Here is a 13,726-nt window from a genome sequence, read left to right on the forward strand (position 1 = left end):
GAAGCATTCCTTTGCTCTCAGTATAGGTAATGTTATGTAAATGAACCACCAGCAATACTTTCTCCCCCCTCACTCTCTAGTAGATGACGATTTTTGGGATATCAATTCGCGTAGCTCACGAATGATGGGTTCAATAACTTCATCCGGATTGCTAAACCAATCTACCGACCAAATACGTCGGATACGCCATCCCATCCGTTCTAAAACTTCTTGTCGCAAACGATCTCTATCGCGTGCAGATTTCGCAGAATTATACATTGCACCATCACATTCAATCCCCATCAAATAATGTCCTGGATTATTTGGATCGCGTACAACCACATCAATAGAAAAGCCCATATCTCCCAACTGAGAATCACAAGCAAAACCTGTTTTTTCAAGCTCATTTACAACAGACACAGCAAAATCACTATCCTGCTTGTTAGTCTTGGTTTTAAGGGAATGCTCCATATATCCTGTTTCAGCAAAATGTAAAAAGTCACGCATTACCCGAATACCAAGCTTCGAATCTATATCCACTACCACATCTAAATATCGCATCGTACTAAAAACCTCTATGCGTCTTCTAGAACGGGTAAAAAGGACATTAAGACGCCTCCACCCAATATCTGAATTAATGGGACCAAAACGTTGGAAAACACGCCCACCAGGCTCATGCGGACCATAAGTAAACGAAATGAAAATTCTATCACGCTCGTCTCCTTGAACGTTTTCTAGATTTTTAATAAAGAAAGGATCTGCATGCATCCGCAATTTGCTAATCGCTTTTTCTACTTCACTATCTTTGCGACATAATTTATTAATGGTACTTTCAATCAGATCACGTTGTTTAGCATTCATTGCTATCACTCCTAAAGATTCTTCAGGATAACGCAGAGCATGATCTTTTACAGCAAGCGCAATAACTCGAGCTTCTTCAGGATTACCTTGATCAACGACTACACCATTTTTTACATGGGTAAATCCAACACCATATCTATCCACACTAGTATACGGAGAAGGGAAAACGATCAAGCTATTGTCATAAAAATAATAGTTTGAACAAGCGATCAAATTTTCATTCAGTGATCGATAATGCCATTGCAAACGGCGCATCGAAAATAGAGGCAATAATGCATCCAGGATACTCTCTGTTTGACTAACCGCCGCTACCTCTTCATCATAATCTTCTTGATCATTATCATGATCGAAGAATCGTGTAGGAGGTAACTGTTTCGGATCTCCCACAACAACAATTTGCTTCCCTCGGGCAATAACACCTAAAGCATCCTCTGGTTTGATTTGCGAAGATTCATCCATAATCACAAGATCAAACTTGACATCCTTAGGCTCTAGATAATTAGCTACAGACATAGGACTCATCATAAAACAAGGCTTTAACTGAAGAAGTGAATTCTTAGCTCGAGAAATCAACTGTCGAATCGGTATATTTCGATTTTTCTTCCCTAATTCACTGCGAATCAACGATAATTCGGTATAATCAGACTTCAATCCACCTGAAATACCTTGAGCAATTTTCTGATTGCCAATTACGCTCGCAATACGTTGTCTTTGAAGAAATTGTAATCGCTTATCGTATTCGCGAAATCTTTCTTGTTTTGCAGTAAATTGAACAGCCGAATAATGCATTAAATGTGGTTTTTCGGTTAAAATCTCCTGAGAGAGTTGATGATATATAGCAGCCAGCAAACTAGATTCTAAATACTTAACATCAAGACTATTATTAAAGATTGCTGCTTGGATTTCCTTTAACCCTTTATCCTGCATATCTTGAACCATATGCATTAAGTTTACCCATCCATTTAACCAACGTGGTTTCTTGATAGCCTCAGAATTACGTGAAATTAATTTAACAAGCTCATCATTACAACGTGCTGCCCACTGCGCCATATCCAATTGCGTATCTTCTATAAAATCTTCTTGTGTTTTAACCTGCTGTTGCCAAATCATTCTCAAATTTTTGAGATCTTTGATAAAACTATTATAGATTGTATGGTCATCAATATGATTAATTCCTTGGATCAATTCATCAAATAAAACCCGTTCTCTTATAGAATGTGCGAATTCCAATGTGCTATTGATAACAGCTAAAGATTTATTGGATTCTTTAGTATTCGAATCAAAAACACTAAGTTTAATTTCCTCTCCAAAAAATTTTTTAATTAATGATTCTTCTGCCAATACAATATTTTTTTCGCGTATTTTATGTAGTTTTGCACTGAACTCTTGAGCTTCTTGTAAGAGTATTTCATCTTCCTTGAACCAATTTTGCCAAGGATCAAAATTATGAGACAATCTTTGAATCAGAGAATCAAAAACATTCCCTTCTCCAACAAAGAGAGCAGAACGATTTTGTAATTCTTTTTGTTTAGGTAAAAATTGCTCAAGCTCTTGAATCCGTCCAAAAACTTTGGTTATTTTCTTACTTAATTCGTCACAATGAAGTTTTTGAATCCTTTTGAAAAGTTGGCTATCCAACATTAAAAAGCCATTAATAAGAGCATCATCTAAGCTGGAATTATCCTTCCAAATTTGATGAACCTTGCGATACCACTCTCTTATATTCTTCAACGCTACTATATCCGTGGATAAACCACGATAATGCTCTCCTAATGTATTGCCAAAATTCCTCTTCTCAAGCTTTTCTTTTTCAACTGCAAACTGATAAGCATTGGGCAATTGGGCGTATAGTTTTTTCCAAGAAATACCAGGATTTTTCGCTAAACTAAGAAGAGATGCTTTGGCTTTTTTACATGATGCACCCCACCACGAAGATAATAATCCTGCTGAGTGCAATACCTTATTAAGGTCTTGCAAAACTTGTGCATCTGGTAATTTTTTCATATTGAAGACATCGTCTAAAGATTCCTGAAGAATCTTCAAAGAATCTAATCGTTCAAATAGCTCTTCCAATACAGAGTCTATGCCGCTGTTATTGAAGAAATCATCTCTTAAACGCAATAACGATACCGGCAACTCCACTGCTAATTCCATGAGCAAAACCGCATTTTCAAAACCTTGACGATTAGGAAGAATCTTCTGCGAAAAAACTGGAGGAAAACACTGCATCAATCCTGAAAAAGATTCCCAGTACTTCTCACATGACACCATCATCTTCTGCAAAGAAGAGATAGTATTGCGAATATCTTTAAAAGAACTTTCTGCACTAATACCAAATTCTCCCGATAAATCAGGGAAATATGGTATATCCTTGCCAACTTTCAACTCCTCTAATTTTTTAGGATCTAGATGAATGTTGATATCATTGAAATCATCTTGCAGATGACTAAAATCTACGATCCATTGTTTAATAGATGCAATAGAAGAATCCTCTAATTTTTTGAATGCCTTAAAACAAATTACTCGCGGCAAAGAAGGCACTTGATCAACTGCAGCAAGTAACTGTCCTTGCCAATACAACAATCGCTGTCGTTGATTTTGAACACCATACCTATTTAAAAAAACCTCGTGATCCTTCTGCCATTTAATAAGAGCAGACTGCCAATTCTCTAAAGAAGAAAGCGCTTTATTATAATTTAGTATATGAATATCAGAACTGTGAACACCATACCAAGGATGATTCATCAATTCCATACTTTCCCCTGCTTGTTTGTGAAATTCTACAATAACATCCTTAAATGCCTTTATTTGATCTTCTAGACGCGAACGTAGCAAACGATCTGCATTTTCTCCTGACAATCCTTCTACATGCAATTGTACAGGATCTAAAGGTAGATTATGACGATATCGAGCGGCTCCCATCAAAATCTGATGAATGCTTAACTCAGTGTTTTTCCAAATCTGATTAATCTCTTGAGCATATTGATTTAATTGCCCCTTTAATTCTTCATAACGTGTGATTTCTACATCAATTTCTTGAGGAACTGTCTTTATATTCCTATTATCAATACGTTTACGAAGATCATCAAGAATCGCACGTTTATGCACTTTGTGACTATGTAATTCAAGACAAAACTCTCCCAAGCCAGCCTTTTCCAAACGATGTCTGACCACTTCAATAGCAGCCATCTTCTGAGCACAGAACAATATTTTTTTACCATGCAACATTGCAGCAGCAATAATATTGGTAATAGTCTGTGATTTTCCTGTTCCAGGAGGGCCTTCTATTATTAAATTTTTACCATTTATCACATCAATTACAGCACTATGTTGTGAACTATCAGAATCATCAATCAATGGACAACGCTGATGAATGTCTTCTATCTCATCAATCTTATATTCTATATTCTGATTAGAAGAGGCATTGTCCTTATCGTGATCACATGATTGTGCAATAAAAAGACGCTGGATAATATCATGATTGAGGATATTATCCTCTCCTTCTGGCCAGCGTAGATGATCAAGATCAAGATACATCAACATTTTGCTAAAATTTAGTAATCCTAGCACACCATAACGACGTACTGCCCAATGTGACTTGCTCTCTTCTATAATTTTTTGAATTTGCAGGAAATAATCTTCTGGCCACATACCTTCTGCAATTGCTGGCAGGATAATTCCAAAATCACTTTGTAGCTTTTCTTTTAACGAAAGGTTTAAGATTATTTCTTCACCTGTATAACGCAAGTGATATTGAGTAAGTCCTGGTTGCGAGGTAGAACTCCTCTTTTCTAGCGCAACGGGAATCGTAAACAAAGGCGCTAGTCGTGGATTATCATAATCATCTATCTCATACCACTCAAGAAAACCCAATACAATATACAGTATAGAAGTCCCAGTTTCTTTTATAGAAATCTGTGATTTTTCATTTATTAATCGTAAAATGCTCTCTAATTTATCTTGAAAGTACGCGGTTTGTATTTGATTATCTGATAAATTGTTTTGAAAATGAGGTGGTTTTAAAGGCTTATTTTCTTTAATTGCCCTTTCTAAGTCTTCTATATCTGCATAACCATAATTCTGTATGATAGAAGTCAATTTCTGTAAACTAATCTCTATTTTCTTCTCTATCTCTCTTATATCTACTAAGTCATTAGAGGTCTTTATATCTTCAACAATTAAATCCCTTACCTTTTGAAGTACTTGATAATTTTTTTTTTCATCATCAGAATCATATTCTATAGGAAGATCATAATTAATACTTAAACCTAATTTTTCAATCCACGTAGATTCATCTATAGTATGATGATTACCAGTATCTGCAAAACCATATGCTTGAGCCTGTTTTTTAGTAGGCATAGGAAGCGGCATAAACTGCATAACTTCTTCCCTAAAAATCTGCTGATATAATTGATTAGGTGATGTATTAAAAATTCGTAATACAGATTGTTGATCCATGCGAAAATTTAGTAGTTTATTCTGCACACTACAATCTAAAAGCTTACGCCGCATATCATCAAGACATTGCCGTACATGTTTTATGTTATAGTTATTCATCAAAAATTGCCCACCTATTATCAAATATCCTTATAAGAACATTCACCTTTATAGGATTAGAAAAGAGATCTCTGTGTTACTAAATCAATTCACTTATCTAATATTTATTGGTTTTTAACCAATATCTCTCCCTATTTATGATGTAATTGTACTGGATCCATTATTGTAGAGAGAATAAATGATCTACACGAATTTTTTTACCTAGTTCTGATAAAGTAATTTATATTGTATATTTTAATAAAAATAAACTTATTAAGGTTAATAGATCTAATTTTTATTAGTCGATATTATAAAAATATAAAACGAAGTATTTTATTACATTTGATAATATTGATTATTTGAAATAATTATTTCAAGAAAAATCGATATAAAATATTCTCCACTGTAATTATGAAATTTAATTCTTTAAAATAATAAGAATCTCAACCATACAATGATGGTTGATATTATTCCATGTGGTAGTAACATGTTGCTTATTTCTATTTTGTGCTATAGTTTTGAGAATAAAAAATAATAGGAAAATCAGTTGGATTCTTCGGAAAATTCAAAGCCTAAAAATAGCAAATGCTCTGTAAAAAAACCAAGCAATGCAATCTCTTCAAAAGATACCCTACTATAAAAAATGATTTAAGTATAAAAATTGATTGATATACGGGAATTTCGTGCCGATATCTCCAACGAACTGTACGAAGCAAGTGCTGCGTATTCTTTATTGAAAAACGAGAATATACGGTCATTTTCATCAATACAAATGTTAAGAGACTTGATTGAAGAAAACATTGAAACTAACAGTAAAAAAAAATCGGAAAAAATAAACTATAATATACAGAAAAATCAAATAATTTTACTCATTTCTATGTTTATCATGACTGGAATCAATCTGCTAACATTGTACCTTAGATAGACAATATTACTACTGCACCATGTTACCTGTAAAATAATTCAGTATCGTTTAATAAATTAATAAAACGCTATTTATTCATCTTTTTAAAGAATACTCTCATTGCATGAGATAAATACATTTTGAAACATCAATAATCTTTATTTTTCTCATACATAATAAAGGGGAATAACTTGGTTTTTTCCTATTATTCCCCTATATAAAAGATGCTAATCACTTGAGACATTACGGAAAAATCAAATGAACTTTCTTTTTAAAATTCTGCTCCTACTTTTAGAATTATATGCGAATATTGTAATCACAAGAATTGTATTCTCATTCCTCTATACCTATGATATAATCAATCCCCTGAATTTTTTTGTACAAACAGCTAGACAATTGCTCTATAGTTTTACAGAGCCATTCTTAATACCGATAAGAAGATTCACGCCCTCATTGGGAGTCGAGTGGAAAAGAATCGATTTATCCCCTATAATTCTCCTAACCGTGATATATATCCTACAGTGTTTTTTGAAATTCCTTATACTGTAGTAAGGTATCTTTTTAAAAATAGGATATACCTTATGTGCAATGTTATTGTTCGCCTTATTCCTAATGCAAAAAAAAGTGGCATAGCATCCTTGGAAATCCCCAAAGACACCAGCGATACCATTCATATGAAAATAAAAGTGACTGCTACTCCGCAAAAAGGTAAAGCTAATAAAGCAATGCTTGCCATGCTTGCTAAGAAATTAGCTCTTAGCAAATCCTCCTTACGAATGCTTTCCAAGCAATCCTCTCCTCTAAAAATAATCTACATCGATAAAGATTGTAAAGAAATTACTGAATTATTACAAAACAACGACTCTCTTACTCTTTGATCCCCCTTTTTACAGCCTCTAATATGATCTTATGAGCACTGTTAACTCCTTCCCAACCATCTAGTTTAGCCCATTTCCCATCTTCAAGATCTTTATAATGCTTGAAGAAATGTTCCACCTTTTGCAAGTAAGCATTGGGAACATCTTCATAACTCTGAATGGAATCGTATAAGCTGGTTATATTTTTTGATGGGACAGCAAGTATTTTCTCATCTATTCCTCCATCATCTTCCATTTTCATCACCCCTATAGGGCGAGTACTTATAACAGAACCCGGTAAAATAGGTTCTGAGCTATACATAATTACATCAACTGGATCACCATCATCAGAAAGCGTATTTGGGATAAAACCATAATTACCTGGATAAAGCATAGGGGTAGAAATAAAACGATCTACTACAAGGACGCCACTTTTTTTATCCATTTCATATTTAATAGGATATCCACCAAGAGAAATTTCGATGAAAACATTCACATCTATTGGCGAATTAGAACCTAAGGAAATTTCATTTAATTGTACCATCCCTCTTATCCTTTCTACATATCACTCTTTAAATACAACAACCATTCTTATAGAAAATTTCGAGAATCACTTATTTTTTAATCGAATAGGTGATTTCTTTCCTAACTAAGATCATACATCCATGCTATAGGTATTTTTACAAAGAAAAACGTCAAACATTATATTCCAAATTTACCGACTTACCTTTTCTTTTACGTTCATTAGGATCTAAATACATTTTTCTCAGACGAATGGATTTCGGGGTTACCTCAACTAGTTCATCGTTTTGTATCCACGACAAAGCCTGCTCTAAAGTCATCTTAACAGCAGGGACTAACTTAACAGCTTCATCTTTACCTGAAGCACGCATATTAGTTAATTTCTTACCCTTTAGCACATTAACATCTAGATCATTTTCTCGAGTATGAATCCCAACTATCATCCCTTGGTATACTTTATCACCAGGCTCCACAATCATAGAACCACGATCTTCAAGATTAAATAACGCATATGCAACGACTTTGCCTTCTTCATTAGAGAGAAGAACACCGTTACTACGCCCCCCTATTTCTCCTTTATGCGGTTGATATGAGTGAAACAAACGATTCATAATAGCAGTACCGCGCGTATCGGTCATTAATTGTGATTGATATCCTATTAAACCACGCGTAGGAGAGAGAAATACAAGACGAACACGCCCTGTACCAGAGGGACGTAATTCTATCATTTCCGATTTATGTAAGGTCATTTTCTGTACAACCGCCCCAGAATGTTCCTCATCGACATCAATAACCACTTCTTCAATAGGCTCCAAAAGAGAATCGCCTTCTTTTTTTATTACGACACGAGGACGTGACACCGCTAACTCAAAACCCTCACGACGCATAGTTTCAATCAAAACAGCAAGTTGAAGCTCTCCCCTACCAGATACAAAAAAGGCATCCTTTGAACTACTTTCCTCAATTTTCAGAGCAATATTGCCTTCTGCTTCCTTGAAAAGACGATCCCGTATCATACGACTCGTCACTTTATCTCCTTCAGTCCCAGCCAAAGGGGAATCATTGACACCGAATGTCATCGTCACAGTTGGAGGATCGATAGGTTGTGCCTTTAATGGCTCGTCAATCGAAGGATCACAAAAAGTATCAGCAACAGTCGCCTTAACCAAGCCTGCGATAGAGACTATATCTCCAGCATGCGCTTCATCTATTGGCTGGCGATCAATGCCACGAAAAGCGAGAATCTTGGAAACACGACCGACTTCAACCAAAGCACCATCAGGACTGAGTGCCTTGATATTTTGATTCGATTTAATTGTCCCTGAATGAATACGCCCTGTTACAATACGACCTAAAAATGGATCTTTTTCCAAAATAGTCCCTATCATTTTGAATTCTCCTTCACTAATAACAGGAGGAGGAACATGATCTACTATAAGATTTAAAAGAGGTACCATACCCTGATCTCGCGAACCATCAGAAGAATCACTCATCCAACCAAAACGACCAGAACCATAAAGAATTGGGAAATCTAACTGAGCATCAGTCGCATCTAAAGCCGAGAAAAGATCAAAAACCTCGTTTATTACTTCATCGGCACGCGCATCAGAACGATCCACTTTATTCACTACTACTATTGGACGAAGACCTATTTTTAACGCTTTACCAACAACAAACTTTGTTTGCGGCATAGGACCTTCAGCGGCATCAACTAGTACAACTACACTTTCTACCATACATAATATTCGTTCAACTTCTCCTCCAAAATCAGCGTGACCAGGAGTATCAACTATGTTAATACGCACGTCATTCCACACAATCGAAGTAACTTTTGCAAGTATAGTAATGCCACGTTCTTTTTCTAGATCATTACAATCCATAACACGTTCACTAACACGTTGATTGTCACGAAATACTCCTGACTGTTTGAGAAGCTCGTCAACCAATGTTGTTTTTCCATGATCTACATGAGCAATAATAGCTATGTTGCGAATCTGCATATATCCCAATCTTCCATATATAAAAAATAAACCATCATCATAGAACAAGATAAACGACTTTAAACTTCTATCTCCAACTATTTAATCCAAAAATCTCATTCGATAGAAAAATGATGTAGCTAAAAAAGTCCCTTCGATGGACTAAACTTTATTACGCCTTGCAAGAGTACGCAAACGTAAAGCATGCAGTTTTATAAAACCTTCCGAATCACTTTGATTATAAGCATCCAAGTCATCTTCAAAAGTGACAAGCTTGTCCGAATATAAAGATTTATTGCTTTCACGCCCAACAACCATCACATTTCCTTTGTACAGTTTTAGCGTAATAGAACCTTCTACATACTCTTGACTCTTATCAATCAATGCTTGCAACATCTCCCTTTCAGGAGAAAACCAAAAACCCTGATAGACTATACTTGCATATCGGGACATCAAATCATCTTTTAAATGAGCAGATCCTGAATCCAAGGAAATAGATTCAATAGCACGATGCGCATGTAACAAAATCGTACCTCCAGGAGTTTCGTACACTCCCCGAGATTTAATCCCTACAAATCTATTCTCCACTATATCAATGCGCCCAATTCCATTACAACGACCATATTGATTCAATTGTTCTAGTAATACCTCTGGTGACATTACCTGACCATTAATAGCGATAGGATCACCTCGCTGAAAATCAATTCTAATAGTAGTAGGAGTGTCTGGAGCTTCTTCCGGAGAAACAATCATTTTATAGACATATTCTGGTGCTGGCTGCGATGGATCTTCTAATACTCTACCCTCAGAAGAAGAATGTAATAAATTAGTATCTATCGAAAAGGGTGCCTCTCCTCGTTTATTTTTATCAATAGGAATCGCATGTTTTTCAGCAAAATCAATGAGATCCTGCCTACCTTTAAACGACCAATGTCTCCATGGAGCAATAATTTCTATGTCCGAATTCAAAGAATAAGCAGATAATTCGAAACGTACTTGATCATTTCCCTTACCAGTAGATCCATGCGCAATTGCATCTGCTCCTGTTTCATTTGCTATATCAACTAGATATTTAGCAATCAGAGGACGAGCAATAGCTGTACCTAATAAATAATACCCTTCATACAAAGCATTGGCTCTGAACATAGGGAACACAAAATCACGCACAAATTCTCTTCGTAAATCTTTAACGTAAACTTCTTTTGCCCCAAGTAACCTAGCTTTATCGGATGCTATCTTCAGTTCTTCCCCTTGACCAAGATCAGCAATAAATACTATTACTTCTAGGCCTTTTTCTACTTGAAGCCATTTCAATATAATCGAAGTATCGAGCCCGCCTGAATAAGCTAAAACAACTTTTTTTACATCTCTAGACAAAATACTACCCTATATTCAAATACGCAAAAATACCACTAGAGGAAAACCAGAGCATACCGCACACGCATAAAAGAAGGCAAACCAATTTTTCCATCATAAAAATGAAAAATTCCTGTTTTAGAATAAACATACTGTTATTATCCCAACCAAGATACATATCTTTTTTCAAAGAAAGAAATACTGTACCTGCCTTACAAAATGAAAAGAGAAATATCTCTTTTACAAACAAGCAAAAAAATCAATTTTTACTTCTCTACCTTATGAGATTTACGAGATACAGGTGTGCCTTTTGCTGAAAGATCTCGATCTACGAATTCAATCACAGCCATAGGAGCACTATCACCATAACGAAATCCACGCTTCATAATCCGGAGATAACCACCGGAACGATCAGAATAACGCTTAGCGATTATACCAAATAGTTTATTAACAACGTCAACATCCCCGATTTTAGAGATAGCTAAACGCAGGGAATGCAAACCTCCTTTTTTCCCTAAAGTTACAAGTTTTTCAACAATCGGACGCAACTCCTTTGCCTTTGGAAGCGTCGTGACTATCTGTTCATGCCAAATAATAGAAGCAGCCATATTAGAGAACATAGCCTTACGGTGACTGGAAGTTCTATTTAACTTCCTCCCACTTATAGCATGTCGCATTACATTCCTCCCCCTTTATCAAAAAAAAATCTATTTTAGCACTTATCTTCATATTTTTTCGCTAACTCTTCTATACTTTCAGGAGGCCAGTCCGGCAAATTCATGCCGAGAAATAATCCCATAGTTCCTAACACTCCTTTAATTTCGACAAGAGATTTACGTCCAAAATTGGCCATACGCAACATGTCGGCTTCGGTTCTTTGAATCAAATCTCCCATATAAACAATATTCTCACCTCTTAAACAGTTAGTAGACCTAACAGAAAGTTCTAATTCTTCAACTTTTTTCAAAAGAGCAGGATTAAAAGGAAGAGACTTAACATTTATGTCTTCTTTTACTTCCTTTTTGGGTTCTTCAAAATTAATAAACATCCCCAATTGATCTTGTAAAATACGTGATGCCAAAGCAACCGAATCTTCTCCAGTAATAGAACCATCAGTATCAATCGTCATACTCAATTTATCATAATCAAGAACCTGCCCTTCACGCGCACTTTCCACCGTATAAGAAACCTTTTTGATAGGAGAATATAAAGCATCAATCGTAATCAAACCAATTGGATCATTTTCCGTCCTATGATGTTTAGCGGGGACATAACCATGTCCCTTAGAAACCGTGAGTTCCATACGAACCACCGCATCTACATCAAGATTACAAATAACATGATCTGGATTAAGCACCTCAATATCATTAACAGTCTGTATATCACCTGCAGTAACAACTCCAGGCCCACGCTTGAAGATAGTTACCCGCTTATGCGAATCACCAGACATTTTCAGGTTAATACCCTTGATATTCAGAATAATATCCGTCAGATCTTCGTGCACTCCTTTGATAGAAGAAATCTCATGCAATACACCATCAATTTGAACAGCAGTTATTGCAGCACCACGCAACGAAGACATTAACACACGACGAAGTGCATTCCCAAGAGTATGAGCGAAACCACGGGGAAGAGGTTCTGCTATCATCAAAGTCCTATTTTCTTCTTCTTGTCCAAGGACTATATATTCAATATTATTCGGCTTAATCAACTCTTGCCAATTTTTTTGGATCATAATACCAACCTTTTTAAAATCACCAACAACCAATCGAAATAGCCAGCGCAATCAAAACTAAATTGAATGGGAAAAGAACGCAAAGAGGTTTTAAATGCGACGTCTTTTACGCGGACGACATCCATTATGTGCTATCATAGTCACATCACAAATAGACACAATAGTAAAACCGATAGCTCGCAATGCCCTTAAAGCAGAATCACGTCCAGCACCCAATCCACTAACTTTCACTTCTAGAGAAGACATGCCATGATTTTGCGCTTTCGCTGAACAATCATCCGTCGCAACTTGAGCAGCAAATGGACTATTTTTACGAGATCCAGAAAAACCAACCACTTTAGGAGAAGACCACGCAATAGTATTCCCATGAGGATCTGTTATTGTAATCCTAGTATTATTAAACGTCGACACAACGTGAGCACGACCAGAAACTATATTCTTCCGCTCACGATTCCGAATACGAGAAGGACTCTTAGGCATTATAACCCCTCCCTCTCTCTTCTCCTCAAACATCTCAAGCTAATAAACAAATTTAACTCCTCTTACGCTCTCACAATTAAAACACACAAAACTACCTCTTCCTTGCAACGCCACCCTTACCAAATTTCTTTCTAGTACGAGCATTCGTATGAGTCCTCTGCCCGCGAACAGGAAGACCACGACGATGTCTCAAACCACGATAACAGCCCAAATCCATCAAACGTTTTATATTCATAGCGACTGTTCGACGCAAATCGCCTTCAACTTGGTAATCTTGCTCAATAGCTTGACGAATCTGAATCACTTCTGACTCTACTAACTGATGAACACGACGCTCCGGAGGAATCGCTAATTTATTACAAATATCCTGAGAACTCTTAAAACCAATACCATGTATATAACAAAGCGCCCTCACTACACGCTTCGCACGCGGTATATTGACACCAGCAATACGCGCCACACCAACATCTCCTTTCTAAAAATTTACAAGACCCATAGGTCATTACATCTAAAAAAT

Annotated in this window: 10 protein-coding genes; 2 read left to right on the plus strand and 8 right to left on the minus strand. The window is 36.1% G+C overall.

The genetic code is table 11. The features are described from left to right. Nucleotides 1-69 precede the first annotated feature (69 nt). Complete coding sequence (gene hhe / locus CD16_RS00505) at nt 70-5,397, minus strand: DUF4011 domain-containing anti-phage protein Hhe (protein ID WP_012778449.1); 5,328 nt, start codon at nt 5,395-5,397, stop codon at nt 70-72. Nucleotides 5,398-6,538: 1,141 nt separating this feature from the next. Here hhe and CD16_RS00510 point away from each other — a divergent pair. Continuing rightward, nucleotides 6,539-6,829 carry a YggT family protein gene (locus tag CD16_RS00510; protein ID WP_012778450.1) on the plus strand — a complete coding sequence of 97 codons (291 nt, stop codon included), beginning with the start codon at nt 6,539-6,541 and terminating at the stop codon, nt 6,827-6,829. 32 nt (nt 6,830-6,861) lie between these two features. Beyond that, nucleotides 6,862-7,158 (plus strand): DUF167 family protein, encoded by a 297-nt coding sequence (locus CD16_RS00515; protein ID WP_012778451.1) that lies wholly within the window; start codon nt 6,862-6,864, stop codon nt 7,156-7,158. Here the strand turns inward: CD16_RS00515 and ppa are convergent. The 7 genes from ppa to rpsM all read right to left on the minus strand — a co-directional run bounded on the left by ppa (nt 7,148) and on the right by rpsM (nt 13,669). Next, nucleotides 7,148-7,681 (minus strand): inorganic diphosphatase, encoded by a 534-nt coding sequence (ppa, locus tag CD16_RS00520; RefSeq protein ID WP_012778452.1) that lies wholly within the window; start codon nt 7,679-7,681, stop codon nt 7,148-7,150. The two genes, CD16_RS00515 and ppa, sit on opposite strands and share 11 nt — an antisense overlap. A 151-nt stretch (nt 7,682-7,832) precedes the next feature. Continuing rightward, on the minus strand, nt 7,833-9,659 hold the full coding sequence (gene typA, locus CD16_RS00525) for a translational GTPase TypA (RefSeq protein ID WP_015452329.1): 1,827 nt from the start codon (nt 9,657-9,659) through the stop codon (nt 7,833-7,835). Nucleotides 9,660-9,800: 141 nt separating this feature from the next. Further along, nucleotides 9,801-11,015: an argininosuccinate synthase gene (locus CD16_RS00530; protein ID WP_012778454.1), complete on the minus strand. Its 1,215-nt coding sequence runs from the start codon at nt 11,013-11,015 to the stop codon at nt 9,801-9,803. Between the two features lie 245 nt (nt 11,016-11,260). Further along, nucleotides 11,261-11,671, minus strand: coding sequence for a 50S ribosomal protein L17 (gene rplQ, locus CD16_RS00540; RefSeq protein WP_012778456.1), 411 nt, complete (start codon nt 11,669-11,671; stop codon nt 11,261-11,263). A 35-nt stretch (nt 11,672-11,706) separates the two neighbouring features. After that, complete coding sequence (locus CD16_RS00545; RefSeq protein ID WP_012778457.1) at nt 11,707-12,729, minus strand: DNA-directed RNA polymerase subunit alpha; 1,023 nt, start codon at nt 12,727-12,729, stop codon at nt 11,707-11,709. A gap of 90 nt (nt 12,730-12,819) precedes the next feature. Further along, entirely contained in the window at nt 12,820-13,209 is a 390-nt protein-coding gene (gene rpsK, locus CD16_RS00550; protein ID WP_012778458.1) for a 30S ribosomal protein S11, read from the minus strand. 91 nt (nt 13,210-13,300) lie between these two features. After that, nucleotides 13,301-13,669 (minus strand): 30S ribosomal protein S13, encoded by a 369-nt coding sequence (gene rpsM / locus CD16_RS00555; RefSeq protein ID WP_012778459.1) that lies wholly within the window; start codon nt 13,667-13,669, stop codon nt 13,301-13,303. Nucleotides 13,670-13,726: the final 57 nt, after the last annotated feature.

It is taken from the genome of Candidatus Liberibacter asiaticus (assembly GCF_000590865.3).
In the GTDB taxonomy this organism is placed as follows: Bacteria; Pseudomonadota; Alphaproteobacteria; order Rhizobiales; family Rhizobiaceae; genus Liberibacter; species Liberibacter asiaticus.